Genomic DNA, 23902 nt, shown 5'->3' with positions numbered 1-23902 from the left:
GCTAGGCCGGTGCGAATCGACCGGCTCGGCCCCCTGGGTGACGCCCCCGGGGTGCTGCGCGCCGTCGCCGATGCGGGCCGCAGCCGCGGTCTGCCCCCGCCCGCCGCGCTTATCGGCGACTGGTTCGGATCGCGCGCGGTCATCGCACCCAGCGTGGCGGCCGAACCGTGCGGGCGGGTGTTCGACGTGCCACTCACCGCAAGATCTGTCGGGGCGGACACCATCGTCGGCGGAGGCTGGTTCGGCTACCTGTCCTATCCCGACGGCAGCCCGCGTCTCCCCGCAGCCGCCGGAGGCTGGTCGGATTGTGTCCTGCGCCAGGACCGCGACGGTCTCTGGTGGTACGAAAGCCTTTCCGGCACTGCATCTCCCGACTGGTTGACCGGTATCGCCGCCACACCGGCCCGGCCGTATGCCATCGACTGGCGGGCTCCGGACCGCAAGGCGCACCAGGCCGGGGTGCTGGCCTGTCTTGAGGCGATCGCGGCGGGTGAGATCTATCAGGCCTGCGTCTGCACCCAGTACACCGGCCGTATCGACGGTGACCCGCTGGATTTCTTCGTCGACGCCGTCACCCGTACCGCACCGGCCCGCGCCGCATTCGTGGCCGGGGAATGGGGTGCGGTGGCCTCGCTGTCCCCCGAGTTGTTTCTGTGCCGCCACGGCGAGCAGGTGACCTCGAGCCCCATCAAAGGGACGCTGCCCCTTGATGAATCGCCGGTGGCGTTGCGCGCGTCGGTGAAAGACGTCGCCGAGAACATCATGATCGTCGACCTGGTGCGCAACGATCTGGGCCGGCTCGCCGTCACCGGCTCGGTCACCGTCCCCGAGTTGCTGCGGGTTCGCCCGGCACCGGGGGTCTGGCATCTGGTGTCGACGGTGACGGCCCGGATTCCGGTCGAAGTGTCTACGCCGGCGGTACTCGAGGCGAGCTTCCCGCCTGCGTCGGTGACCGGCACACCCAAGGGCCGGGCCCGCGAACTGCTCCTGCAGTGGGAGCCGGATCGCCGCGGAATCTACTGCGGGACCGTCGGTTTGGCATCACCGTCGGCGGGAGCCGAATTGAACGTGGCAATCCGGACGGTGGAGTTCGATCCCCACGGCAGCGCGGTCCTCGGTGTCGGCGGAGGGATCACCGCGGACTCCGACCCGGACGCCGAGTGGGAGGAATGCCTGCACAAGGCCGCCGCGATTGTCGGTGTGGCCGGCCACGTCGGAGCGGCCTCGGCCGGACCGGTGCCGACGTAGAGGTCGATCAGACGGGCCCGTCCGTCCTTCAGCTGCGCGCCTTCAACACCGCGTCGTAGAGCTCACGCCGCGACGGCGCACCGGGATGCGCGGCGATCACCTCGGCACACGCATCCTTGGCGCGCGCACCGTCGTCGACCAATTCCAGTACGAGCGCGACCAGGGAATCCAGGTCGGCTTTGGGCACCGCGCCCGCCAGTACCACGGTGATCTCGCCGAGCACACCGTCGGCGGCCCACTCGGCCAACTCGCCCAGCGTGCCCCGCTTGATCTCCTCGTGGGTCTTGGTGAGCTCTCGGCATACCACCGCGCGCCGGTCCGCGCCCAGGGTGTCCACCGCATCGCGCAGGGTGTCGGCGAGCCGGCGCGGCGACTCGAAGAACACCGCGGTGCGCTGTTCGGCGGCCAGGGTGCCCAGCCAGGTGCGTCGCGCGACTTGTTTGCGCGGCGCGAACCCCTCGAAACAGAACTTGTCCGCGCCCAGCCCGGACACCGCCAGCGCGGTGGTCACCGCCGACGGACCGGGCAGACAACTGACCGCCAAACCCGCCTCGATGCAGGCCGTCACCAGGCGGTAGCCCGGATCGTTGATCAACGGCATTCCCGCGTCGCTGATCAGGACCACCGTCGCGCCGCCGCGGATCTCCTCCAGCAGGGCGGGCACCCGCGCCGACTCGTTCTGGTCGAACACGCTCAGCCAGCGCCCCGCGGGCGTCACGCCCAGCGCTGCGGCCAGGGTGCGGGCGCGCCGGGTGTCCTCGGCGGCGATCACGTCGGCGCCGGCCAGTGCCTCGACGAGGCGGGCGGATGCATCTGCGGGCTGTCCGAGCGGCGTGGCCGCCAGCAGCAGTCGGCCAGAGCCGGGGTTTGACATTCCGGCGGGCTGGAGCGGAGCGACCCGGGGTTCCACAACTGCACAGCCTACGATCGTCGGTGATGACCGCTCCTCATACCGTGCAGCCGGAGCGCGCCGTACCCGTGATCAGCCCCGGCCCGCTCGTACCCGTGCCGGACTTCGGGCCGCTGGATCGCCTTCAGGGCTGGGTGATGACCCTCATCATCGGTGCCCTGGCCGCGCTGACCCGCTTCCTGAATCTCGGCTCGCCGACCGACGCCGGCACCCCGATCTTCGACGAGAAGCACTATGCGCCGCAGGCCTGGCAGATGCTGGGCAACCACGGCGTCGAGGACAACCCCGGCTACGGCCTGGTGGTGCACCCGCCGGTGGCCAAGCAGCTGATGGCGATCGGCGAGTGGATCTTCGGCTACAACGGGCTGGGCTGGCGGTTCTCGGGTGCGGTGTGCGGCGTCATCATCGTCGTGCTGACGGCGCGGATCGTGCGCCGGATCACCCGGTCGACCCTGGTCGGTGGGATCGCCGGCCTGCTGTTGATCGCCGACGGCGTCAGCTTCGTCTCGGCGCGCACCGCACTGCTGGACGTGTTCCTGGTGATGTGGGTGGTGGCGGCGTTCGGCGCGCTGATCGTCGACCGCGACGAGGTGCGGTCCCGGATGCACGTGGCGCTGATGGAGGGCCGGATCGCGCAGACCCCGTGGGGTCCGCGACTGGGCGTGCGCTGGTGGCGGTTCGGCGCCGGCGTGCTGCTGGGGCTGGCCTGCGCGACGAAGTGGTCGGGCCTGTATTTCATCGTCTTCTTCGGGTTGATGACGCTGGCGTTCGACGTCATCGCCCGCCGCCAGTACCGCGTGCCGCGGCCGTGGCTGGGCACCCTGCGCCGCGACGTGGGTCCGTCGATCTACGTGTTCTGGATCATCCCGTTCCTGGTGTACCTGGGCAGCTACGCGCCGTGGTTCGCCTCCGAGACCGCGGTGGACCGCCATGAGGAAGGCCGCTCGATCGGCCTGGACAGCTGGATGCCGGATGCGCTGCGGTCGCTGTGGCACTACACCTATCAGGCGTATCACTTCCATTCCGGGCTGACCAATGCCGCGGGCAACCACCACCCGTGGGAGTCGAAACCGTGGACGTGGCCGATGTCGCTGCGCCCGGTGCTGTACGCGATCGATCAGCAGAACGTGCCCGGCTGCGGCGCACAGTCCTGCGTCAAGGCCGTGATGCTGGTGGGCACCCCGGCGATGTGGTTCGTCGCCGTCCCGGTCCTGGTGTGGGCGATGTGGCGGGCGTTCGTGCGCCGCGACTGGCGCTACGCGGTGGTGCTCGTCGGCTACGGCGCGGGCTTTCTGCCGTGGTTCGCCGACATCGACCGGCAGATGTACTTCTTCTACGCCACCACCATGGCGCCGTTCCTGATCATGGCGATCGCACTGATCCTCGGCGATGTGCTGTATCAACCCGGGCAGAACGCCGAACGCCGGACGCTGGGCCTGATCGCGGTGAGTTGTTATGTGGCGCTGGTGATCACGAACTTCGCCTGGATGTACCCGATTCTCACCGGGCTGCCGATCTCGCCGGCGACGTGGAACATGCAGATCTGGTTGCCCAGCTGGCGATAGTCAGCGCAAGGCCGTGATGCAGGACGCCAGGCGCGATGGTTCCGATATTGAGCGGATGATCCTTCGCAGAATCCCCGATCTCGCCGCCCAAATCGAGGCCGACGACCTGGAGAAGGCCGACGTGGTCGACATCGATGCCGATGCTGTACTGCGGGTGATCCGGAATCCTGAGGGCTTGTTCAGCGAACAGGAAGGTTCCCATAGCCACCAACTCTCGCGGGAGGCTGTCGACAGCAGCCTTCGCATCCCGGCCGAGGAATGGGAGTTACCAGGCGTTAAACCAAGCCCGAACTTTACGATCGTCGCCAGAATCACAACCGGCCGATAGGTTCCGCACACGTTGGTATATCAAACGAGGTTTAGAGCCTTCCAAGCGCCACGGTGCAATATGAACCGCTCGGAGTAGTTGACACTTGCATTGCGATTCCGGTAACGGAATGTGTAAAAAATGCCATCCGTAACCCCATCCGAGTGAGGTCGATTCACAATGTTGCCAATTGCCGAGCAGTCGAAGAGGACCCGTACGGCAGTTTCTAGGTCGATTTTCTCGCTTAATCCGGCCTTGTTGGCGTACTGCTTTAAACTGTCTAATGAAAATGACCTCTGACGCAGTCCCCCGATTATCTGGAAGCAGACATTCACTTCTGACGGTTTGAAATAGCCGGCCAATTCATCCTTGAGTTCGGGCAGGAAGTATTCTATGGAATATCCCCTTAAGCCGACAATTACGTCGCGAAAAGTAACTTCATTAGGATCCTTCAACGTGCGCTGTATGTAACTTAACAGTTGCAAGAAGTCACGAGGGGTGTGGCGTGTGTGATCCAGGAGAAACTTATAGGTGTTCGTTGGATTGGTATTCATGTACAAAGACTCGGGTATCGACTCCCTTATAACATCTTTACCCTCGTAGCCTGCGACACGCGCACGATGTTGCGCTAAAGCAAAGAGGTCAGAGTTGGTTGGATCAGCGGCATCTCGATACCAGTCAATTACGTATGAGTAGTCGCGCAATTTGTTAATATTAGGACTCGGCAGGCGCTCGAAAATATCGGTTCTGCAAAGAATCACTATCTTTGCAGCGCTGTTGTTCTCGTCAAACTCGGCATTCAGGGCTTCGATTTCATGGACCAGTGACGCCACCATTGAATACCACGGATTGAACAAAAAGAACACTTCGTCAAGTCCATCGATTATAAGCAGGTGTCGATTGGGCGTACGAGCGTCACAAATGATCTTCTTCATTGCGTCTCTAACGTGTGAGAGAATTACAGTGGGTTCCTGGTACTTGCCAACCAGTCCGCCCTTTACGACTTTCGCTAATTCTACCGACAGGTTGACCTCGCGGCTGACCAGAACCAAATCTCGGAACTTTAATTTCGGCAGCAGCCCGAGCCTTCGCAAGTCTCGCTCTAAATTGTCGAAACGAGTTCCGCCGTCGTCGAACGTCACCGCTTGGTCTTCGGTAAGACTGTCGAACATCTTCAGGAGCAAAAGAAGCGACCATGCTAGGTTGGTCCGAACCGATATGTCTGCTTTACCGGATACCAATTCAGGCACTTGCTCATAGGGAAAATCGCGTAGGAGTTGGTTTTCGACAAATAAATTAGGGTTACCCTGAGCCGCTAAATCGATATGCTCAGCAATGCTTGACTTTCCTCCACCTTTGTACCCGAGCACCAAGAACTCGCTGCCATAGATGAGGTCATTAACAACTCCGCCGCGCTCGAAAAACCCGTCTAGTAATAGGTTTGGCATCTTGCGGCGCTCGAACTGAGCACTGATATAGCCGAACTTGATGTCCTTGAAACGTACAGCTGGCCGGTCCGGTTCGACGCTTGATTGCTGGCCAGGAAGTTCATGAAGTGGTTCTCCGCCATTCGAAGATGACGCGTCGTTGCCCATTTCGTCAAGAGTTGCTACCCCGATGCGATCAATTCGATCGACGAATGTTGCCATGATTCGCTCGGCCCGCTTAGGAAGGAAATGCGAAATCGTCAATTCAATCGATTCACGATGGATCAACAGGTCGACGTCGCTGGTGGAGTCGATCAGCGACAACAGCGTTTCTTGTGCTTCGCGAACCTGTACGGTCCTGACCATCTCCGTGATGCGATAGAGTTCGTCTTTCAACACAGCCTCCCCAGTGCCGGATCAACCTGGACCGCGCCTAACGGTCAAGGGCGCGCCCAATGAGCGGGGGCCGCGGTGCGAACGAGACAATCTCCCCCAAAACAAGATACGGGCTTTCCTTCGATGTCACCCGTTGTTTGGTTCGATATGCGTTTGGAAGAATTAGACCTTATCGGGTCGGGTGTATAGGCAAACGGTCGAGTAGTCGACGGTGGGCATACCCTGGTCCACGCCGAGCGCAAAGAACCGCCACTCCGCTCCGCTACCTGATTTCCTCATACCGCCGCAGCGCCTCGGCCCGTTCGGCCTTGTGGTCCACCATCGGGGCCGGATAGTCGGCCGACCCGTACTCCGGCACCCAGCGCCGCACATAAACGCCGTCGGGGTCGAACTTCTTGCCCTGGGTGTCCGGGTTGAACACCCGGAAGTACGGGGCGGCGTCGGTGCCGCAGCCCGCGGCCCACTGCCAGCCGTGCTGATTGCTGGCCATATCCCCGTCGACCAGCTGGTCCAGGAACCAGCGCGCACCCCACTGCCACGGTAGATGCAGATCCTTGACCAGGAACGACGCCGTGATCATCCGGACCCGGTTGTGCATGAAGCCGGTTCCGGCGAGCTGACGCATCCCGGCGTCGACGATCGGGAAACCCGTCTTGCCCGCCTTCCAGAGCTCGAACCGCTTGCGCGCCTCGGCGTCCTCGTCGACCTCGATGGCGTCGAAGCTGCGGTTCCAGTTCCACCACGCGCTGCGCGGCCAGTGGTGCAGCACATCGGCATAGAAGTCACGGAAGGCCAGCTCGCGTAGATAGGCCTGCGCCCCTTGGTCTTTGCCCAGATCGGCGGCCAGGGTGCGGGGATGGATGGTGCCGAACTTGAGGTGCGCCGACATCCGGCTGCTGGCATCGAGATCCGGCCGGTTGCGGTCTTCCTCGTAGTCCGCCAATCCGTCCTTCACGAACCGCTTCCACGCCGTGCGCGCCGCCCGCTCCCCCGCCGCGTACTCCAACTCGGTGTCACCGGCCGGAATGTCCACGCCGCCATCCAGATCGGCCGGGTCGATCCAGCGGACCGACGTCGCCGTCGTCTGTGCGGGCGAGCGCCAACCGTGCGCCTGCCAGGATCGGAAGAACGGGGTGAAGACCTTGTACGGCGTGCCATCGTCCTTGGTGACCCGCCCGGGTGACACCAGGTACGGCGAGCCCGTCTCCTCCAGCGCAATCTCACCCAGGGCCTCGCGGACGGTGGCATCGCGGCGTTTCCCGAACGGTGAGAAGTCCCCCGACACGTGCACCGAGGTGGCGCCGATCTGCTTGACCAGGGCCGGAATCCGTTGTTCCGGGCGACCGCGGGTGACCAACAGACGGCCATCGAGCTGCTCGTGCACATCGCGCAGCGCGTCGTACAGGTACTGCAGGCGCCGCGCCCCCGAGGTGGCCTGCAGCTTCGGGTCCAGCACGTAGCAGGCCAGCACCTCACCGTCGGGCTCGGCGGCGTCCAGCAGGGCAGGCAGGTCATGCAAGCGCAGGTCACGCCGGAACCACAGCAGCGTAGGCATGCTTCGACGTTACAGCCGGCGACGTTACAGCGGGTCGCGCGCCGCCGGACAGGACATGCAACGCGGGCCGCCGCGCCCGCTACCCAACTCGGAGGCCGCGATGGTGAGCACCTCGATACCCGAATCGGCAAGGCGGGCATTGGTTTCGGTGTTGCGCTCGTAGGCCACCACCACACCGGGAGCCAGCGCGAGGGTGTTGTTGCCGTCGTCCCACTGTTCGCGTTCCGAGGTGACGGGGTCCAGCCCGGTGTCGATCACCCGCAACCTGTCGATCTCCATGGCCGCCGCGGCGGCTCGAACGAACGGCAGCTCCTCGTCGATGCGCACCCCACCCCCGGGCGTGCGATGCATGGTGAACGCCGACAGCGAGTCGACGATGTTCGGATACATCACCACGGCGTCGGTGTCGACCATGGTGCACACGGTGTCCAGGTGCATCTGGGCGCGCTGCTGCGCGATCGGCACGGCCAGTACGGTGTGCGCCAGATCGTCTTCGAACAGGCTGCGCGCCAACGCTTCCGCCCCGGCGGGCGTGGTCCGCTCACCCACCCCGACCGCCACCACCCCGGGCCGCAGCAGCAGCACATCGCCACCTTCGACCGGCGCGGAACGGGATTCGTAGGCGCGCCGTACCCCCAGGAAGCGGGGGTGATGGGCGTAGATCAGATCGGTCAGCGACGATTCCCGCGACCGCGCCGGCAGCGCCAGCGAGGTGATCGCCATCCGCGGTCCGATCCAGAACGACGAGTCCCTGGTGAACATCAGGTTCGGCAGCGGGTCGATGACGAAGTCGGCACCCAGATGCATGCGACGCACCAACGACAACTCGCTGCCCGCCAACGGCAACTCGGTGAAGGTCATCCCCGCGATCAGCACATGCGCCAGGGTGGCGGCGTCCAGGGTGCGCAGGTAGGCCGAAAGCTCTTGGGCCAGTGGGATCCCCAGCCGGCGGGCATCGACGGCCGCGGAGATGCCGTGCATCCTGGCCGCACCGGAGGCGAGTGCCTCGGTGAGCAGATCGGCCAGCAGCAGCACCTCGACACCCCTGGAGGCGAGCACCGCAGCGAAGGCGTCGTGCTCCTCCTGAGCCTTGGCCACCCAGGGCAGTCCGTCGAACAACAGGCTGTCGTTGTTGCGCGGGGTGAGGCGCTGCAGTTCGGCCCCGGGGCGGTGCAGGATGACGACCCGTAGGGTCCCCACCTCCGAATTGCATCCCAGTACCCGAGCTGTTTCCACACCGGAAACGTTAACTCAACTATGGTTGAGGTGTATGGAGTCTCATGAGCTGACGCCGGGTGAGATGGCACACCGCAGTGGTGTCGCCGTGTCGGCGCTGCACTTCTACGAACGCGAGGGACTCATCGCGTCCCGGCGCACCAGCGGTAACCAGCGGCGCTATCCGCGCGAGACCTTGCGCCGGGTGGCGTTCATCCGGATGTCGCAGCGGCTGGGCATCCCGCTGGCCCGCATCCGCGAAGCCCTGGCCTCGCTGCCCACCGACCGGGTACCCACCAGCAAGGACTGGGCCAAGCTGTCGGCCGGCTGGCGCCAGGACCTCGATGACCGGATCGTGCACCTGGAGCGTCTGCGCGACAACCTGGCCGGCTGCATCGGGTGTGGTTGCCTCAGCCTGAAGACCTGCCTGCTGTCCAACCCCGGGGACATGCTCTCCGAACAGGGACCCGGCGCCGCCAAGCTCTGATATCGAACACCTGTGCGATACCATCGGGTGGTGTCTCTGGCCGTTCAGGGGTCGCTCTTCGACCACTCGGAACGTCGCTATCTGGGCGACGGCGCGTGGATCGATGTCCGGGCCGGGTGGCTCGGCAGTGACGACCGACTGTTCGACGAACTCCTGACCGCCATCCCGTGGCGGGCCGAACGCCGCCAGATGTACGACCGGGTGCTTGATGTACCGAGGCTGGTCAGCTTCCACGACCTCACCACCGAAACGGCGCCGCATCCCGGGATCGCGCGGCTGCGGGTGCGGCTCAACGACATCTACGCCGGCGAACTCGGTGAGCGGTTCACCACAGCCGGGCTGTGCCTGTATCGCGACGGCGACGACAGCGTGGCCTGGCACGGTGACACCGTCGGCCGCAGCAGCACCAGCGACACCATGGTGGCCATCGTCAGCCTCGGCGCACGAAGGGTTTTCGCGATGCGCCCCCGCTCGGGCGGGCGCAGCCTGCGGTTACCCCAGGCACACGGCGACCTGTTGGTGATGGGCGGATCCTGCCAGCGCACCTGGGAGCACGCGGTCCCCAAGACGGCCCGGCCGATCGGCCCGCGGATCAGCATCCAGTTCCGGCCCCGCGACGTGCGCTAGCTCCCGCGCACCGCGGCGACCGCTGCGGTCAGCAGATCCTTGGCTTTCTGGACATCCACCGGCGCCGGCGGTTTGTCCGGCACCACCAGCGGATTGGCCGTCACCATCACCAGGAACGTGTCGAAACTCGCCACGTAGTTGAACAACTCGCCGACGCGCGGCGGTCCGCCCGGCATGGCCGTCTGAACCACTCGGTGGGTGCCCAGCACGCGCGCACCGTCGATGTGCGGGGAGTCCACCACCTCGACCTGCCCGCGTACTCCCGGGCCGGTGTAGCTGACCAGCTTGCAGGCGGGCCCCGGATCCGCGAACGGGATGGGCTCCGAGGTCTCCACGGCGATGGCGATGAAACGGTTGCCGTTGCCCTCGGCCGTGGTGGCCGCCATGTTGCCGTGCAGACCGGCGGGCACCGAGATCCCGTTGGCGAACTTGGCACAGTCGGGCGGCTCGATCGTGACCCCGGGCGGCACCGGCTGCCCCGAGAGCGCTTTCGGATCGATCCCGGCCGGGGCGACCGCGGTGACGTGGAACTCCGGGCCGAATTGCGATTTCACGTCGGCGACCCGCGCGATATCGGGCTGGGCGGGGGGTCGAGCGGTCGAGCACGCGGTGAGTGCGGCAGCACAGGCCACGAGGGCGGCCGCTCGTGGAGTGAGCATCGCCGCCAATCTACCGGGCCTCACCCGGCGACCGCCGAAACCACCTGCGCCAGCAGGCTTGGCGCGATGTTCGGTGGGAGCCCCTGCTGGACGGACCCAGGATCGGTGACCACCGTGACCGACGCGACGTAGGCGTCACGCAGATACGCGGTGACGGTGTCGGCATGCATCCGGGTCTGGGTGCCGCCCTCGACGGTCGTGGTGGCCACCGCACTCATCGCGACCGTCGGCGTACCTGCGATACCGGGTGCGGGGACCGAGGTCACGGCGGCATCGGTATGCCCGCCCGCCAGCGACCAGGTCGCACACCCGTCAGGCGGGGCGGTCTGCGCGCCCGGTCCGGCGACGACGGCGTAGATGATCCCGCCGGGTCCCGACGCCGACCAGCCGCGCACCGGGGTGCCCGTACCGGGGTCGACCAGCGCGCCGCAGTGCTCCGGAGTCGCGGCCCACCCGGGCTTGAAGCCCCAAAAGGTCACGGGTGCAGCCTGTTCGGCGAGGGCGCCCACCTCGTATCCGGCCGGCAGACCACTTCGGGCCCGCGCCACCCCGGCCGGATCGACAGGGCCGGCGGCCCCCGCGGCGGTGGCCGGCGACGAGGATGCCGCGATGTGGTCCGAAGTCCCGCATCCCGTCACACCCGCCGCCACCACGAGGCAAAACACCATGGTGCGCACGCCGCTGTGATACCACATCCTCATGTGCACCAGGGTGTTCTGGAACAGTAATCAACTCGCCAAACTGGCCGGCCGCAGCATGGACTGGCCCGAATCGACCGAACCTCTGCTCATCGCGTTCGGCGCCGGCCGTGACCGCGACGGCGGAAAGCTGCTGTACCAGGTGGTGATCGCCGACAATCCGCTGCGCTGGACCAGCCGCTATGCCAGCCTGATCACCAGCGTGTACGGCCTGGGCACCGTGGACGGATTCAACGAACGCGGGCTCGGTGTGCACGCGCTGTATCTGAAGTCCACCGATACCGGGCCACGCGACCCCGCCCGGCCCGGGCTGCACACCGGTCTGTGGGCCCAGTACCTGCTGGACCAGGCCGCGACGGTGGACGAGGCACTGGCGCTGATGGACGACGTGCAGCTGGTGATGGTCGGTGCGCGCGGCCGGGAGGCCACCCTGCATCTGGCCATCGAGGACAGTGCCGGCGACTCGGCGATCCTCGAGCTGGCGGGCGGCGAGCTCGTCGTGCACCACGGGCCGCAGTTCACCCTGATGACCAACGACCCCAGCTACGACGAGCAACTGAAACTGCTGGCCGCACACGACTTCTCCCATCCCAGCCGGGACCTGCCACTGCCCGGCAACGTCAACCCCGTCGACCGATTTCAGCGCGCCGCTTACTACCAGGCCCTGCTGCCCGAACCCAGCACCGAGCGTCAGGCGGTGGCCGGCGTGATGGCGATCATGCGCAACGTGTCGGTACCGTTCGGGGCGCCCTACGGCGACTTCGGGGTGTACAACACCGAGTATCGGACCGTCAGCGATCTCACCCACCGCATCTACTACTTCGAACTCACCACCAGCCCCAGCGTCATCTGGGTGGAGTTCGACAAACTGCCCTTCGGCCCGCAACCTGTGGCGATCAACCCCTATGACGACTCGCTGACCGGTAACGTCACCGACCGATTCACGCCGAGTGACATAGGTTTCTGACAGAGTTTTCCCAGGCAAGACGGCGACCACCCCAGGAGAAGGCATGACCATGCACACCACGACCCGCGGACTCGCGGTGGCGGCCACCGTTCTGGGCCTGGCCCTGGCCGGTTGTGGATCGAATACCAAGACCGACACCGCGGCCAAAGAGAGCACCAGCAGCACATCGGCGACGTCCAAGACGTCCGAAGCCAGTTCGACCAGCGCCACGCCGAGCTCGACAGCCAACGCCAGTGGCCCGAACTACACGATCATGGACTACGTCAAGGACAACAAGATCACCGAAACGCCGGTCAAGCGAGGCGATCCAGGTACGCCCACGGTGAACCTGCCGATCCCGGAGGGCTGGGCCGATGCCGGGGCCAAAGCACCGGACTGGGCGTGGGGCCAGATCGTGCTCGCCGGCACACCGGCCGGCCCGGTCCCCCCGACGATCACGGCCATCATGTCCAAGCTCACCGGTGCCGATCCGGCAAAGATCGTCGAGTACGCACCCAACGAGCTGAAGAACCTGCCCGAGTACGAAGGCGGCAACGAAGGTCAAACGGGCAAGCTCGGCGGCTTCGATGCGGTGCAGGTCGGCGGCACATACGTCAAAGACGGCCAGAAGTTGTTGATCGCCCAGAAGACGGTGCTCATCCCGGCGGGCCAGGATTTGTTCGTCCTGCAACTCAACGCCCAGGGTTCCGAGGAAGACATGGGTCCGTTGATGGATGCCACGACAGCCATTGACGACCAGACCACGATCACCCCATGACGCAGCCCGCGCCTGCCGAACCACCGCCCCCGCAGCGCGGTCAGACGCTCGGCGAGCGCGGTCGCGACATCAGTGCGGCGCAGGCCGAAGCCGAGGCCGAGACGTCGAAGGTGCGGCAGTACCTGAAGGTGATGAGCCCGAGGTTCATGTTGTCCATGGCCGAGGGCTACCCGGTGGTGCTCAAGCAGTTCATCCAGTTCTGCCTGATCCTCATCTGGCCGGGATGGGTGTTCACCGTGGTCGTCGGCGCCGCGCTGCACCTGCTGTTCTACGTGACCATCTACCCCATCCTGTGGGTGCTGTTCTGGCCGATCCGCAATCACCAGAAGAAGACCCATCCGGAGGATTACGCGGCCTCCCAGCAGAAGTAGCCGTGGGACTGTTCAGCCGCACCGGCGGTGTGCGCATCGAGATCACCCCCGGCGTGGTGCGGCCGCGTCAATCCGTCACGGCGACCGTCACCGCCGACAAGCCGGTCGACAAAGTCACCTCGGCTCGGCTGGAGTGGGGTTACGACAACTTTTACCGGTATCACTGGGCCGGCCGGGCCGACTCGGCTGCCGCGGCGGCCAACGACACGCTGTGGATGGCCGGTGAGGTCGGCACCAACTACGGCGGCGAACGCGACACCGACGACTGGGTGTGCGTCTCCCGCACGGAGATTCCCCTGGCCGCCGATGAATTCACCGGAACCACCGCATCATTCAAGGTGCCGTCCTGGGCTCCGGGCTCATCCCCTCAGGTGGCGCGGTGGGGTTGCCGGCTGGTCCTCGACAGAGGTGGTCGCGATATCGACGCCAAGGGCGAGTTCACCGTCGTGATCGGGGCCGGCGACGTCGACGCGGTGGACGAACCGCAGGAACGCTATATGGGCGATGCGGCCTCGCAGCTGGACATCGTGCTGGCCTCGCCCGTGGGGCTCGCCGGCGCCGTCATCACCGGCCACCTGGTGGTGCGGCCACAGCAGGACCTGCCGACCGCCGATATCGCGGTCTATTGGCAACGGGAACGCGAACACCATCCGCTGGAGCGCTATCCCGCACAGGGCGGCACGCTGGACGGGCCACCGCTGCACCTGGGCAAGAAGGTCCCGATGCCCGGCGGCACCGAGTTCGGGCTGCCGTTCGCGTTGCCACTGCCCCCTGATGCCGCCCCGACCGCGACATCGGTGCACTCGTCACTGTCATGGTTCGTCGGGGCCCGCATCTTCTATTCCGGTTTCACCGGGCATCAGGTCGAGCGGGTGCGCAAGCCGATCACGGTGGTCAACACGCCTTAGGCCCGGGAGATCGCCGAGGCCGCGGCGATCTGTTCCGGTGACGGCCGGACACCGGTATAGCGTTCGAACTGTTCGGCTGCCTGCAGCGCGATGACCTCTGCGCCGGTGATCACCTCGATGCCCGCCGCGCGTGCCGCGGTGATCAGCGGCGTCTCCGAAGGTAACGCGACAACGTCGAAGACGTTGTGCGCCTTGGCGATCACATCATCGTCGAATGCTTGTTGACACTCCTCGGGGCCGCCGGACATACCGATGGGTGTGACGTTGACCAATATCGGCGCACGCAGCGAACCGACCTCGGGCGCATAGGCGTAGCCCAGCCGGTCCGCCAGCTGCCGGCCCGCTCGGACGTTGCGTGCGACGACGGTGCCCGAGCGGAAACCGCTGGCCTGGAACGCGGTCGCGACCGCACTGGCCATTCCCCCACTGCCCCGGATAATGACGGCATCGTCGGGATCCAGCCCGTGGCTGTCGATAAGCTGTTGCACCGCAAGGTAATCGGTGTTCGAGGCGCGCAGGTACCCGTCATCGTTGACGATGGTGTTGACCGACTCGATGGCCCGCGCCGACGGCTCGACGTCGTCGACCAGCGCGATGACGTCGAATTTGAACGGCATCGATACCGAGCAGCCCCGGATGCCGAGCGCACGCACACCGCCGATGGCCGCCGCGATATCGGTGGTGGTGAACGCCTTGTAGAGGTAGTCCAGACCGAGTTCCTCGTAGAGGTAGTTGTGGAAGCGGGTACCGATATTGCTCGGACGGGCCGCCAGCGAGATGCAGAGCCTGGTGTCTTTGTTCAGTGGCGGCCGCCGGCCGCTGGAAAGGGGGTGGCCCGGAGCCATCACCCGACCGCCCGCATCACTCGCCTGGCCATCTCGTAAATGGCCCGATACCGTTGCGGGCTCATCGACACCTCAGGCACGTCCACCACGGTAGTCACCACGTTGAGGTCTTCGCGGTCCCAGTGCGCACCGGCCCGGTCCAGGATGGCCCGCATCGGGTAGTTCTCCGACAACACGCGGGCGGTGAACGTCGTGACCCCGCCGGCCCGGGCCGCCACCGCGAGCGCGTCCATCAGGAACGTGCCCACACCGCGTCCCTGGTAGGCGTCCCCCACGATGAACGCGATCTCCGCCGTCGTCGCGTCATGCCCCTCGCGCACGAATCGTGCGTCGGCCACCACCGGCCCGTCGGGGCCGTCGGTGAGCACCCAGACGAAGTGATCGACATAGTCGACCTCGAACAGATAGGCCATCAGCGATGCCGTCGGTGCACGGGTGCTCTGGAACCGGCGGTAGAGGGTCTCGCTGGAGAACTCCACGGGGCCGTGGATGGTGCGTTCGTTGTCGCCCGGCAGCACCGGCCGCAGATACAGCTCGGTCCCGTCGCGCAGCGAGACCGGAATCGGGGTGATGAAGGCCGCCAGCCGCTGCCGGGCGGTCCGCATCATCCGGTCCATCACGCCCGGCAGATCCAACATGGTGGCGAACGCCGCAGAGTCGCCCACCCAGCCGGTCAGCGGATCGATCGCAGTCACCGTCGCAGTTCGCGGGATACCGCGCAACAGGGCGATCTCCCCGACCACCAGGCCGGGATGCAGCGACACCACCACCGTCGCTTCGCCGCCCTGACCTATGTGGACGACCTCCGCACACCCCGTACCGATCAGCAGGAAGGACACCGCGTGTTCACCCTGGCGCATGAGCACCTCGCCCGGTGCGGCCGCCAGCGGCTGTAGCAGCGCCGCCAGTGGCGCCAGGTCCTGCGCGGTGCACCCGGCGAAGAACTCCAACGCGGCCAGTTCACCGGCACGCGCATCGGTCACTCCAGACACGTCACGAGGCTACGGCCTGGTCCGCGGAGAAGCCACCACGCGAACGGAACTTTGCTGTGTAGGGCCTGAGCCGGCGGTGGGGAACGACGTTTCTACGCACCGGTCAGATAAGTGTGGCAAACTCCGCGTATGACTCAAACGCTGCGCCGTACTCGCGGTCGCCCCCGGGCAGCTAACGGCTCGGAGACTCGCGAGCGGATCATCCGTGCAGCCCGGCAGGTTTTCAGCGAACTTGGCTACGACGCGGCCACATTTCAGGCGATCGCCGAACGTGCCGATCTGACCCGCCCGGCGATCAACCATTACTTCGCCAACAAGCGGGCCCTGTACCAAGAGGTGTTGACGGCGACCAATGCCGCACTGATCACCGCGGGTGTGGCCGCCGCCGCTACCCAGACCACCCTCGTGGACAGGTTGTCGGCGTTCCTCAGCGGGACTCTGCTCGCGCACCGGGAGTACGACTCTGCAGCGGCGTTCCTGGTGACCTCGATGCTGGAGTCCCAGCGACATCCAGAGCTGAGCCAGGATGCCTACGCCCCGCGCGACGACGTGCGCACCTTCGTGCGTGCCGCCGTCACCGAAGCGGTCGCCGACGGGCAACTTGCTCCGAGCACCGACCCCGACATCCTGGTGGACATGCTGCTGGTACTGATGTTCGGGGTGGGGTTCTACGCCGGATTCGTCGGCACCGACGCCGAGGTCACCGCCGTGGTCGGCAAGTTGCAGAAGTTGTTGTCCAACAACTTGTGGAAACTGCAGGAGCCCGCCGCCATCTGACCGCAGCGGAATGGGCCTCGCCCGGCCGGCGCCGGAGGCCGTGGGGCAATCTTGAGGAGCGTGCCCCGATCGATCGGGGCGCGGACTCGGATTTCACCACCACCATCCGGCCGATCGAGGGCGCCGCCGGCGTCGTCGTGGACGGCCGTCTGCCAGGAGAGGACCGGCCGCCCGAATGACCCGTGTCGACCCGCTACCCCCTAACCAGTGGCCGCCCACGATGCGCGACGCCCTTGCCGCGATGAATCCGCCGGTGCGGCGCCACGCGCAGATCCCCACCGACGGCAGGCCCAAGGGGCTCAACGTACTCGGTGCGTTCGCGTATCACCCCGAACTGGCGCGCGCGTTCTTCACGTTCAACGGTCATCTGCTGTCGGCGACCTCGCTGAGCCCGCGCCAGCGTGAGCTGCTCATTCTGCGGACGGCGGTGCTGCGGCAGTCCGAATACGAGTGGGCCCAGCATGTGGTGATCGCCGGTGATGTCGGGATTTCGCGCAGTGAGATCGCCGCGATCTCCGAGGGCCCGGACGCGTCGACGTGGTCCGAGGTCGACGCCGCGCTGCTGCGTTGCGCCGATGAACTGGTCGCCGACGGCGTGATCGGTGACACGACGTGGGCGACGCTGTCGGCGGAGCTCAGCACCGAGCAGCTGCTCGATGCCATCTTCACCGTGGGCGCCTACGAGACGCTGGGCTGGATGCTGCGCAGCTTCGGCGTCGAACTCGACGCCGATGTGCGCGAGTACCTGGCCGGCCGGGACTAGCTCGGCGGTGCCGTCAGTACCTGAACCACTTCCTGTAAGGGGTCCGGGGAGGTGGCGATGTCACCGACGAACGGGTGCGCCAGTTCGAGCACCAGGAAGAGATTGGTGGCGACCAGTACGGCGACGATGAGCACCATCGGGTAGTGCATCACGGGCCGCTCGACGCCGTAGATGATCGCGGCGCCGAGCACCATGGTGCTGGTGATGAAGATGACCGCCCACAGGGGCCACGGCGGTCCGTCGTCGTTGCGCGCCTGCAGGATGCGGACGGTTCGCGCCTGAGCGATCTTGTCCAGGTTGCCGAATGACGTTGACAGGAAGGTCTTCTGGGCATCGATCGTGGCTTGCACCTGAGCGTAGGCGGTGCGCAGTTCGACGAGCGCACGATCAGCGGCCGCGGACCGCTGGTTGTCGCCGGCGGACCATTCGGCGATCGCGGCGTTCTCATAGGCCAACAGCGCGGTCCTGACCCGGTCGCGGTCGGCGGGAGCGAATACCGTGGCGTCCGTTGCCATCTGCACCGCTGCGGCGCCTTCGGCCCGGGCGTTACCGTCTGCGGTGTTGATCTGACCCCACATCGACGAGACGACGAAACCGATGAAGAACGCGTAGACGAACCCGATGACCCCGTAGGTGAACCTGGTGACATCATTGTGCTCATCCTGGTTCAGCGCCGGGTAGCGGTGGCGTATCACCTTCAACAGCAGGATCGCACCGCCGGCGATGACCGCGATCAAGATGAGCAGGAGCAGTCCCGCGGGGATGTGTTCCACCAGCCAAGCCACCACCGGATCTCCCCCTTCGTCGACTACGCACCTTAGGCGCCGGACGCGAGCTGTGAGATGGCGATCCACCAATTGGTCTGCGAGCGGCTGATTCTCACCATGGCCCGGCCGCGGACTCACTACGCTGCACGGGTGGGCCGATCTCCGATAGGACAAGCGCGGTGAGGGCGATGGCACAGCGGACCTGGGCAGCCGGGGCGCCGCTGGAACTGCTGGAGCTCCCCACCCCCGAACCCCGCAGGGGCGAGGTCCGGATACGGGTGCAGTCCATCGGGGTGAATCCGGTGGACTGGAAGATGCGCAGCCACGGTCCCCTGCGCTGGGCGGCCCGCCTCCTGGGCCCGAGGCCCCCGGTGATCGTGGGTGTCGACTTCGCCGGGGTGGTCGATGCCGTCGGTCCCGGGGTGACACGTGCGGCCGTGGGCGATCGGGTGGCCGGTGGCACCAACTTCGCCCGAAGACAGCGCGGGTCCTATGCCGACACCGTGGCGGTGCGCCAGGACCAGATCTGCCGGGTGCCCGATTCGGTGGATATCACGGTGGCCGGCGCGCTGCCCATCCCGGGTGTCACCGCGTGGATGTCGGTGGTGGATCTGGGCCGGATCCGGCGGGTGCCGACTGCGCAACGTCGAGTGCTGGTACTGGGTGCGTCCGGCGGCGTCGGGCAGCTCGTGGTGCAGATCGCCAAGCAGGAGGGCGCGTTCGTCGGTGGCGTGTGTTCGACCGCCAATGTCGAGCGGGTGAAAGAGCTTGGCGCCGACGTGGTCATCGACTATCGGCAGGGTGACGCCCTCAGCCAGGCACAGGCGTACGGTCCGTTCAGCGTCATCGTCGACTGCGCCGGTGGATACTCCGGCCGCGGCTGCCGTGCCCTGCTCGCGCCGGGCGGACGGCACATCATGGTGGCCGGCGATGACGCCGGCGCCGCACTTGCCCAACTGATCGCGCCACGGAAATCCAAGGGCATTCTCGGCAGACCCACCGGGGCGCGACTTGAGCCGTTGATCGCCGCAGTGGCCGACGGCACCCTGCGGGTGAGTATTGCCCGCTGCCTACCGCTGACCAGTGCCGAAGAGGCCCACGAACTGAGCCGGACCGGCCGGATGACGGGGAAGCTGGTGCTGGTGCCCTGAGTGCGCGCCACACAGGTTTCGATCAGCTGCCGGGTGGGGATCCCTGCCGAAGGCGCACGAGCCCAACCCGGGTGGTCTCCACGCCAGGTTCCCCCGGTACAGACCGCTGCCGGGGGGACCGCTCGGAGGCCGAGCAGCCGTCAGGAGTAGTCCGCGGTGAGCCATCGGTCGGGCCGCACCATGAACAGCACGCTCCGCATGTCCTTCATAGACTCGACGAACGCCCGCCCGCCTTCCTCGCCCAGGTAGCGGATGGCGATCTCCTCCCGCGCCTGCTGCGGGGCGGGCTCGATGGTCTCGACGACACTGCCTTCGACGACCACGTACTGGTACGGGGGCTCTTCGTGCTGCACCACCAGCGTCACCGCCCCTGCCCGGGCGATCAGCCGGGCCTTGCGCGAGGCTGCCCCCGTGTTGATCCGGATGAGCCCCTCCGGGGTGTAGTCGTACCAGATCGGGACGCTGGCCGGCGGCCGGTCATCACCCGACGCCACAGACAGCACCCCGACGTGCTTCGCCGCGAGGAATTCTTCGCGTTCTGTCTCTCCGAATGGTCTGCTCATAGTGCCGAGCAACGCCGCGACGGCCCGGACCTATTCCCGTTCACCGGGTGCGCAGAAAGCGTTCGTCGATCGCGCCGAGCATCCGCGTCGCCTCCTCGACACGTCGCAGCACCACCCCGATACGGCACGGCGGTTCGACATAACCCTTCTCGTCGCAGCGGCGGCGCCAATCTGCTTCGGCTTTCGCGATTTTCGCGGTCATCGTGGCGATCTCCTGCCGGAGCACACCGGCGAAGAATTCCGCCTGCGCACGTTCAGCGGGCTGCACAAGCCGCAGCACCACCGCGTCACCGTCCGGGGTGGCCTCGCCGTCTGCGATCACCTGACACAACCTATTTCGGAAACGTCAGCGGGTCGTCTATCGGCCAGCCGGCCGCCATAAGCCGGTGCTCGACGCGTTGCACGTCCTCGTGCGAGGGCATCTCGTCGGTGAGCTCGGTGATCGCCACCCGCACGTCGGTCCCGTGCGCCGGCCTGTTTCCCAACGCAATCAATTGAGTTGTCAGGGTGAGCACTTCGTCGTCCGACAGGCGCCGCCTCAACACCGCGATCAGCGGAATGTAATCGTCGGCCGGGACGCCCTCGGGATAACCTGCACGAAGAAATCCCAAGATGCGCGCCAGCACATCGGATAGCGCCACAGTTCCCCCTCGGCCGCCCGGCCACATGTCAGCGTTGAAACCTTGTTAGCCGGAATGCCCCATCGGGGGCAACTCCTTTCACCACCCAGCCAGATCACATTCATGGTGAGTTCACCAAGTGCACCTGTCACACCGTTCAGCATCTAGTGTGTGACAATGCGCACCGCCTTCCAAGACCAGCTCGACGGGCTGACCCAGACGCTCAGCGAGATGTGCGGGCTGGCCGGAGTGGCCATGGAACGCGCCACGCAGGCCCTGTTGCAGGCCGATCTGGTGACGGCCGAGCAGGTCATCACCGATCACGACCACCTGGCGGCCCTTCGCACCCAGGCAGAAGAGGCGGCGTTCGTCCTGCTGGCGTTGCAGGCGCCCGTCGCGAGCGACCTACGCCTGGTGGTCGGTTCGATGCAGAATGTCGCCGACTCCGAACGGATGGGCGGGCTGGCGCTGCATGTCGCCAAGATCGCCCGCCGCCGCCACCCCGGACATGCGGTGCCCGAGGAGGTCGACGGTTACTTCGCCGAAATGGGCCGTATCGCAGTCGAACTCAGCAACTGCGCCCAGGAAGTGGTGCTGTCGGGCGATCCGCAGCGAGCCGCCCAGATCAGTCGGGACGACGACGCCATGGATCATCTGCACAAGCACCTGTTCAGGGTTCTGATGGACAAGGAGTGGCACCACGGCGTGGCCACCGCGGTGGACATCACGCTGCTGGGCAGGTTCTACGAACGCTTTGCCGACCACGCCGTGGAGATCGGGCGTCGTGTCATCTTCCAGGTGACCGGGCAGACCCCGGAGCTCTGAGGCCGTCCGGCCGCCGGGCCGAGACGCGGCTGCCCTATCGGTCCGATGCCGCGAACCTGGGCATGTCGCGCGGTGGCCGACACCCCGGGCATCTGGACGATGCACTGCCACAAGTGCTTATCACCCAGCCGCGGGAATGATGACCGGCCTGGACTACCCGCCCGCGTAGTCACGACGGCGGACGGGCTCACCTGCGCATGGCCAACTGGTGACTTATGACCCTTATCGCGTCGATCGGTTCGGCGGACCATTGCACGCAACGTCATCACACCGCGGCAGAGAAACGGGGACGCCATGGATGCCGGAACCGAGGTCAGCACGATCGGGCCGATGCAGTTGATCGCGGCCGGGTTCGAGCCCGGGGTCGGTTTCGTCGGCACCATCCTGCAGGAGATCAACAGGCTTCAAGGACATGGGGTGCTCCGCCTGCTCGACGTGCTCGTCCTGACGATGGACGACGCGGGGTCTCTGACACGCGTGGAGATCGCCGACGAGGACTTCGGCGACTTGCTGATCGCCGGCGCCCAACTCGACCCCGCCGATATCCTCGCCGCGTTCGAGGGCCGTGGCGTTCATGTGCTGCAAAGCGAGCGCGCCCAGGCTCTGGCGCAGTCGCTCGTCCCCGGCTCGGGCCTCGCCCTGATCCTAGTGGAACATCAATGGGCCAGACCGTTATTCGATTCGATCACGAGTCTGGGTGGCGTCGTCTTCAGCGAGGGCTTCCTCGAAGAACAGACCGAGAAGCTCCTGAGCGTGCAACTCGCCGCCCTGGCGGACACCGCCCGGGTGATCGACGCGGCCTACGCCGCGCAGACCGAGGCCGAGCGAGAGTCTGCTGCGGCGATCGATGCCGCCCACCACAAGGCGGACGAAGCCGCGGTGGCCGCCTCGGTGACGGCCGTCGAACGGCAGGTTCTGCGCTATCTGCCCACCAAGATGACCTTCGCCCTGGTGGCCGACAAGCTGGACATCTCCCGCTCGGCCGCCAAAGAACGCGCCGAGCGTGCCTACAAGAAGCTCGGTGTCCACAATCGCGCCGACGCGGTCACCCGTGCCCGCGAGCTCGGATTGATCACCCACGTGGGCGCCAAACCCCAACATGAGGAGAAGACGCTGTGAGCGGTACCGACAAGGCCAAGAACAAGCTCGAGGAGCTCGGCGGTAAGGCCAAGGAAGCGATCGGCAAGGTCACCGGCGACACGAGCACCGAAAACGAGGGTAGACGCGACCAGACGAGGGCGAACCTCAAGGATGCCGGCGAGAAGATCAAGGATGCTTTCAAACGTAAGTGAGTGACCGGGCGCTTCTCACCCGTTCGCGACAGTGCGAAACCTGTTCTCCGACGACGTCTCAGGTGCGTCATCAGAGGTGGGTGAGGAACCTGTTCGGGAGCGCGAGTTTGCAAATGGTGCGCAAGGTGAGCAGGAACTGTCGACCCAGCGGGCCGGTCGTATGCGGCAGATCGCAGGTGGCGCACAGTATCTGAACCCGTTGGGTGATCTCCGCATAATGGTTACTCGGCAGATCCGGGTAGATGCGGCGTTCGATCTGGTAGCGGACTCCCAGGTAGTGGAATGGACTTCCGGAGCATTCATCCAATCCCATTGGCCGTGGCCGACGTTATGTCCGAGTTCCATATTCTCGACACTCTTGGACACGGCCAACGCGGCGGAACCGACCACCCAGCCGGCCTCGCTTCGGCTCGCGGCAATCACGACCCTCGCGCCGACTTCGAGACAGCGCTGAAAGGCTATGGCGCACTGGATGTATGCCCTGTCCTTCAGTCCCAACGAATCCTCGATATCATGGCGGATCGCCTCCAGTGCGACCGCCAACGCCTCGAGATCCGTGTTACTCAGATGGGCGTATTCGCCGACTCTCATGATCACCATCGGCGCCTCACGAATGTGTGAGCGGACTTCGGAGCTGCGAGGGTTGCGCCCCCGAATCCAGCTCTCGTGCACAGTCAGCTCGGTTGGGGCACTGTGCAATTCGACACCTTCGGGTTGACCCCGAAGTAGTTCAGCGGTCCGGCGATCACGGTCACCGCGATCGTCCCCGCACCGGCACATGTCTGTGACGCGTGGGTGAAATACCCACGCTGGCCGGCTGCGACGGCGCCGACGATGAGCCATATGAGCACCAGAAAACCGACGATACGCGTCATGGGAGTCTCCTTAGATGGTCGACCGCCGAGAAGTGCGGGCGGCTGGTCCGAACGAGAACCGATTCAGGCAGTCATTCAGGGGCTGCCGTTCAGTAGTAATGGCTACGGCCGCCGACCGCGTGTCCCGTCGCTCCCAATATCCACAACACCGCGCCGATGACGATCAGGACGACCCCGATGCTCCAGAGGATGGATATCTTGAATACGAACCCCGCGATGAGAAGGATGACGCCGAGAATGATCATGGTGTCTCCTTGGTGTCGCTGATAGTTGATGTCGCTGATAATTGCGAACGTTAACGTTCCCGAGGAGAGAGCGAATACGGGCGAAGGTCA

The 23902-nt window shown here is 65.8% G+C and carries 31 protein-coding genes; 16 read left to right on the top strand and 15 right to left on the bottom strand.

Annotated features, from left to right (window positions below):
* The first annotated feature begins 9 nt into the window (after positions 1–9).
* Positions 10–1248 carry an aminodeoxychorismate synthase component I gene (locus QN239_RS08125; RefSeq protein WP_499009394.1) on the top strand — a complete coding sequence of 413 codons (1239 nt, stop codon included), beginning with the start codon at positions 10–12 and terminating at the stop codon, positions 1246–1248.
* A 28-nt stretch (positions 1249–1276) separates the two neighbouring features.
* Here QN239_RS08125 and rsmI read toward each other — a convergent pair whose 3' ends face one another.
* On the bottom strand, positions 1277–2122 hold the full coding sequence (gene rsmI / locus QN239_RS08120; protein WP_499009392.1) for a 16S rRNA (cytidine(1402)-2'-O)-methyltransferase: 846 nt from the start codon (positions 2120–2122) through the stop codon (positions 1277–1279).
* Between the two features lie 62 nt (positions 2123–2184).
* On the opposite strand from rsmI, the gene QN239_RS08115 reads away from it, so the two are divergent.
* Both QN239_RS08115 and QN239_RS08110 read left to right on the top strand, forming a co-directional pair.
* Complete coding sequence (locus tag QN239_RS08115) at positions 2185–3723, top strand: dolichyl-phosphate-mannose--protein mannosyltransferase (RefSeq protein ID WP_499009391.1); 1539 nt, start codon at positions 2185–2187, stop codon at positions 3721–3723.
* A 16-nt stretch (positions 3724–3739) separates the two neighbouring features.
* Entirely contained in the window at positions 3740–4051 is a 312-nt protein-coding gene (locus tag QN239_RS08110; protein ID WP_499016666.1) for a Gp19/Gp15/Gp42 family protein, read from the top strand.
* A 20-nt stretch (positions 4052–4071) separates the two neighbouring features.
* Here the strand turns inward: QN239_RS08110 and QN239_RS08105 are convergent, their stop codons facing one another.
* The 3 genes from QN239_RS08105 to arcA all read right to left on the bottom strand — a co-directional run bounded on the left by QN239_RS08105 (position 4072) and on the right by arcA (position 8644).
* The gene (locus QN239_RS08105; protein ID WP_499009389.1) at positions 4072–5853 is read right to left on the bottom strand and encodes a P-loop ATPase, Sll1717 family; all 1782 of its coding nucleotides are present in this window, start codon (positions 5851–5853) and stop codon (positions 4072–4074) included.
* Between the two features lie 262 nt (positions 5854–6115).
* A complete protein-coding gene (locus tag QN239_RS08100) occupies positions 6116–7408 on the bottom strand; it encodes a cryptochrome/photolyase family protein (RefSeq protein ID WP_499009387.1) in 1293 nt (430 codons plus the stop codon).
* A gap of 24 nt (positions 7409–7432) precedes the next feature.
* Positions 7433–8644: an arginine deiminase gene (gene arcA / locus QN239_RS08095; protein ID WP_499009386.1), complete on the bottom strand. Its 1212-nt coding sequence runs from the start codon at positions 8642–8644 to the stop codon at positions 7433–7435.
* A 34-nt stretch (positions 8645–8678) separates the two neighbouring features.
* On the opposite strand from arcA, the gene soxR reads away from it, so the two are divergent.
* Both soxR and QN239_RS08085 read left to right on the top strand, forming a co-directional pair.
* The gene (gene soxR / locus QN239_RS08090; RefSeq protein ID WP_167164497.1) at positions 8679–9110 is read left to right on the top strand and encodes a redox-sensitive transcriptional activator SoxR; all 432 of its coding nucleotides are present in this window, start codon (positions 8679–8681) and stop codon (positions 9108–9110) included.
* A 30-nt stretch (positions 9111–9140) separates the two neighbouring features.
* The gene (locus QN239_RS08085; RefSeq protein WP_090362743.1) at positions 9141–9737 is read left to right on the top strand and encodes an alpha-ketoglutarate-dependent dioxygenase AlkB; all 597 of its coding nucleotides are present in this window, start codon (positions 9141–9143) and stop codon (positions 9735–9737) included.
* Here the strand turns inward: QN239_RS08085 and QN239_RS08080 are convergent.
* A complete protein-coding gene (locus QN239_RS08080) occupies positions 9734–10396 on the bottom strand; it encodes a DUF5642 family protein (protein WP_499009385.1) in 663 nt (220 codons plus the stop codon). The two genes, QN239_RS08085 and QN239_RS08080, sit on opposite strands and share 4 nt — an antisense overlap.
* A gap of 20 nt (positions 10397–10416) precedes the next feature.
* Positions 10417–11097: a DUF5642 family protein gene (locus QN239_RS08075; RefSeq protein WP_499009384.1), complete on the bottom strand. Its 681-nt coding sequence runs from the start codon at positions 11095–11097 to the stop codon at positions 10417–10419.
* Between QN239_RS08075 and QN239_RS08070 the strand changes: the two genes are divergently transcribed.
* From QN239_RS08070 to QN239_RS08055, 4 genes are read left to right on the top strand one after another with little or no spacing between them, the layout of a single operon-like run.
* Positions 11096–12061 carry a bile salt hydrolase gene (locus tag QN239_RS08070; RefSeq protein WP_499009383.1) on the top strand — a complete coding sequence of 322 codons (966 nt, stop codon included), beginning with the start codon at positions 11096–11098 and terminating at the stop codon, positions 12059–12061. The two genes, QN239_RS08075 and QN239_RS08070, sit on opposite strands and share 2 nt — an antisense overlap.
* 49 nt (positions 12062–12110) lie before the next feature.
* Positions 12111–12818, top strand: a complete 708-nt coding sequence (gene lpqN, locus QN239_RS08065; protein WP_499016664.1) for an envelope biogenesis lipoprotein LpqN — start codon at positions 12111–12113, stop codon at positions 12816–12818.
* Entirely contained in the window at positions 12815–13189 is a 375-nt protein-coding gene (locus QN239_RS08060; RefSeq protein WP_499009382.1) for a hypothetical protein, read from the top strand. Before lpqN ends, QN239_RS08060 begins: the two co-directional genes overlap by 4 nt.
* 2 nt (positions 13190–13191) lie before the next feature.
* Entirely contained in the window at positions 13192–14097 is a 906-nt protein-coding gene (locus QN239_RS08055) for a hypothetical protein (RefSeq protein ID WP_499009381.1), read from the top strand.
* Here the strand turns inward: QN239_RS08055 and QN239_RS08050 are convergent.
* Both QN239_RS08050 and pat read right to left on the bottom strand, forming a co-directional pair.
* Entirely contained in the window at positions 14094–14942 is an 849-nt protein-coding gene (locus QN239_RS08050) for a shikimate 5-dehydrogenase (RefSeq protein ID WP_499009378.1), read from the bottom strand. The genes QN239_RS08055 and QN239_RS08050 overlap by 4 nt on opposite strands.
* On the bottom strand, positions 14942–15934 hold the full coding sequence (pat, locus tag QN239_RS08045; RefSeq protein ID WP_499009377.1) for an acetyltransferase Pat: 993 nt from the start codon (positions 15932–15934) through the stop codon (positions 14942–14944). The genes QN239_RS08050 and pat overlap by 1 nt, the downstream gene beginning before the upstream one ends.
* Positions 15935–16063: 129 nt before the next feature.
* Between pat and QN239_RS08040 the strand changes: the two genes are divergently transcribed.
* Genes QN239_RS08040 through QN239_RS08030 form a run of 3 tightly spaced genes read left to right on the top strand, consistent with a single transcriptional unit; the run spans position 16064 to position 17474 of the window.
* Entirely contained in the window at positions 16064–16711 is a 648-nt protein-coding gene (locus QN239_RS08040; protein WP_499009376.1) for a TetR/AcrR family transcriptional regulator, read from the top strand.
* Complete coding sequence (locus QN239_RS08035; RefSeq protein WP_499009374.1) at positions 16681–16890, top strand: hypothetical protein; 210 nt, start codon at positions 16681–16683, stop codon at positions 16888–16890. Before QN239_RS08040 ends, QN239_RS08035 begins: the two co-directional genes overlap by 31 nt.
* Positions 16887–17474, top strand: coding sequence for a carboxymuconolactone decarboxylase family protein (locus QN239_RS08030; protein ID WP_499009372.1), 588 nt, complete (start codon positions 16887–16889; stop codon positions 17472–17474). Before QN239_RS08035 ends, QN239_RS08030 begins: the two co-directional genes overlap by 4 nt.
* On the opposite strand, the gene QN239_RS08025 is transcribed toward QN239_RS08030, so the two are convergent.
* Complete coding sequence (locus QN239_RS08025; protein ID WP_499009371.1) at positions 17471–18262, bottom strand: bestrophin-like domain; 792 nt, start codon at positions 18260–18262, stop codon at positions 17471–17473. The two genes, QN239_RS08030 and QN239_RS08025, sit on opposite strands and share 4 nt — an antisense overlap.
* A gap of 167 nt (positions 18263–18429) precedes the next feature.
* Here QN239_RS08025 and QN239_RS08020 point away from each other — a divergent pair, with 167 nt between their 5' ends.
* On the top strand, positions 18430–19392 hold the full coding sequence (locus tag QN239_RS08020) for an NAD(P)-dependent alcohol dehydrogenase (RefSeq protein ID WP_499009369.1): 963 nt from the start codon (positions 18430–18432) through the stop codon (positions 19390–19392).
* 140 nt (positions 19393–19532) lie between these two features.
* Here the strand turns inward: QN239_RS08020 and QN239_RS08015 are convergent, their stop codons facing one another.
* Genes QN239_RS08015 through QN239_RS08005 form a run of 3 tightly spaced genes read right to left on the bottom strand, consistent with a single transcriptional unit; the run spans position 19533 to position 20596 of the window.
* Positions 19533–19955 carry a pyridoxamine 5'-phosphate oxidase family protein gene (locus tag QN239_RS08015; protein ID WP_499009368.1) on the bottom strand — a complete coding sequence of 141 codons (423 nt, stop codon included), beginning with the start codon at positions 19953–19955 and terminating at the stop codon, positions 19533–19535.
* A 40-nt stretch (positions 19956–19995) separates the two neighbouring features.
* A complete protein-coding gene (locus QN239_RS08010; protein ID WP_499009367.1) occupies positions 19996–20277 on the bottom strand; it encodes a hypothetical protein in 282 nt (93 codons plus the stop codon).
* Between the two features lie 10 nt (positions 20278–20287).
* On the bottom strand, positions 20288–20596 hold the full coding sequence (locus tag QN239_RS08005; RefSeq protein ID WP_499009365.1) for a DUF3349 domain-containing protein: 309 nt from the start codon (positions 20594–20596) through the stop codon (positions 20288–20290).
* A gap of 156 nt (positions 20597–20752) precedes the next feature.
* Here QN239_RS08005 and phoU point away from each other — a divergent pair, with 156 nt between their 5' ends.
* The 3 genes from phoU (at position 20753) to QN239_RS07990 (ending at position 22692) form a co-directional block, all read left to right on the top strand.
* A complete protein-coding gene (gene phoU / locus QN239_RS08000) occupies positions 20753–21400 on the top strand; it encodes a phosphate signaling complex protein PhoU (protein WP_499009364.1) in 648 nt (215 codons plus the stop codon).
* A gap of 294 nt (positions 21401–21694) precedes the next feature.
* The gene (locus tag QN239_RS07995; protein ID WP_499009362.1) at positions 21695–22519 is read left to right on the top strand and encodes a helix-turn-helix transcriptional regulator; all 825 of its coding nucleotides are present in this window, start codon (positions 21695–21697) and stop codon (positions 22517–22519) included.
* The gene (locus QN239_RS07990) at positions 22516–22692 is read left to right on the top strand and encodes a CsbD family protein (protein ID WP_090362286.1); all 177 of its coding nucleotides are present in this window, start codon (positions 22516–22518) and stop codon (positions 22690–22692) included. Before QN239_RS07995 ends, QN239_RS07990 begins: the two co-directional genes overlap by 4 nt.
* Before the next feature lie 70 nt (positions 22693–22762).
* Here QN239_RS07990 and QN239_RS07985 read toward each other — a convergent pair whose 3' ends face one another.
* From QN239_RS07985 to QN239_RS07975, 3 genes are all read right to left on the bottom strand, one after another.
* A complete protein-coding gene (locus tag QN239_RS07985) occupies positions 22763–23005 on the bottom strand; it encodes a hypothetical protein (RefSeq protein ID WP_499009361.1) in 243 nt (80 codons plus the stop codon).
* Positions 23006–23366: 361 nt separating this feature from the next.
* Positions 23367–23567, bottom strand: a complete 201-nt coding sequence (locus QN239_RS07980; protein WP_499009360.1) for a hypothetical protein — start codon at positions 23565–23567, stop codon at positions 23367–23369.
* Between the two features lie 89 nt (positions 23568–23656).
* A complete protein-coding gene (locus QN239_RS07975) occupies positions 23657–23812 on the bottom strand; it encodes a DUF6131 family protein (protein ID WP_090362280.1) in 156 nt (51 codons plus the stop codon).
* Positions 23813–23902 lie beyond the last annotated feature (90 nt).

The sequence above is a fragment of the Mycolicibacterium sp. Y3 genome (assembly GCF_051188035.1).
Classification (GTDB): Bacteria; Actinomycetota; Actinomycetes; order Mycobacteriales; family Mycobacteriaceae; genus Mycobacterium; species Mycobacterium fluoranthenivorans.
Note: the sequence above shows the minus strand (reverse complement) of the source record. Positions and strands in the feature narration are given on the sequence as shown.

Bases quoted from the DNA above. Each gene is read 5' to 3' on its own strand.
- rsmI (WP_499009392.1), bottom strand. From the start codon at position 2,122: ATGTCAAACCCCGGCTCTGGCCGACTGCTGCTGGCGGCCACGCCGCTC.
- QN239_RS08115 (WP_499009391.1), top strand. From the start codon at position 2,185: ATGACCGCTCCTCATACCGTGCAGCCGGAGCGCGCCGTACCCGTGATC.
- QN239_RS08110 (WP_499016666.1), top strand. From the start codon at position 3,740: ATGCAGGACGCCAGGCGCGATGGTTCCGATATTGAGCGGATGATCCTT.
- QN239_RS08100 (WP_499009387.1), bottom strand. From the start codon at position 7,408: ATGCCTACGCTGCTGTGGTTCCGGCGTGACCTGCGCTTGCATGACCTG.
- soxR (WP_167164497.1), top strand. From the start codon at position 8,679: ATGGAGTCTCATGAGCTGACGCCGGGTGAGATGGCACACCGCAGTGGT.
- QN239_RS08080 (WP_499009385.1), bottom strand. From the start codon at position 10,396: ATGCTCACTCCACGAGCGGCCGCCCTCGTGGCCTGTGCTGCCGCACTC.
- QN239_RS08070 (WP_499009383.1), top strand. From the start codon at position 11,096: ATGTGCACCAGGGTGTTCTGGAACAGTAATCAACTCGCCAAACTGGCC.
- QN239_RS08075 (WP_499009384.1), bottom strand. From the start codon at position 11,097: ATGAGGATGTGGTATCACAGCGGCGTGCGCACCATGGTGTTTTGCCTC.
- lpqN (WP_499016664.1), top strand. From the start codon at position 12,111: ATGCACACCACGACCCGCGGACTCGCGGTGGCGGCCACCGTTCTGGGC.
- QN239_RS08060 (WP_499009382.1), top strand. From the start codon at position 12,815: ATGACGCAGCCCGCGCCTGCCGAACCACCGCCCCCGCAGCGCGGTCAG.
- QN239_RS08050 (WP_499009378.1), bottom strand. From the start codon at position 14,942: ATGGCTCCGGGCCACCCCCTTTCCAGCGGCCGGCGGCCGCCACTGAAC.
- QN239_RS08040 (WP_499009376.1), top strand. From the start codon at position 16,064: ATGACTCAAACGCTGCGCCGTACTCGCGGTCGCCCCCGGGCAGCTAAC.
- QN239_RS08030 (WP_499009372.1), top strand. From the start codon at position 16,887: ATGACCCGTGTCGACCCGCTACCCCCTAACCAGTGGCCGCCCACGATG.
- QN239_RS08020 (WP_499009369.1), top strand. From the start codon at position 18,430: ATGGCACAGCGGACCTGGGCAGCCGGGGCGCCGCTGGAACTGCTGGAG.
- QN239_RS08015 (WP_499009368.1), bottom strand. From the start codon at position 19,955: ATGAGCAGACCATTCGGAGAGACAGAACGCGAAGAATTCCTCGCGGCG.
- phoU (WP_499009364.1), top strand. From the start codon at position 20,753: ATGCGCACCGCCTTCCAAGACCAGCTCGACGGGCTGACCCAGACGCTC.
- QN239_RS07995 (WP_499009362.1), top strand. From the start codon at position 21,695: ATGGATGCCGGAACCGAGGTCAGCACGATCGGGCCGATGCAGTTGATC.
- QN239_RS07985 (WP_499009361.1), bottom strand. From the start codon at position 23,005: ATGGGATTGGATGAATGCTCCGGAAGTCCATTCCACTACCTGGGAGTC.
- QN239_RS07980 (WP_499009360.1), bottom strand. From the start codon at position 23,567: ATGACGCGTATCGTCGGTTTTCTGGTGCTCATATGGCTCATCGTCGGC.
- QN239_RS07975 (WP_090362280.1), bottom strand. From the start codon at position 23,812: ATGATCATTCTCGGCGTCATCCTTCTCATCGCGGGGTTCGTATTCAAG.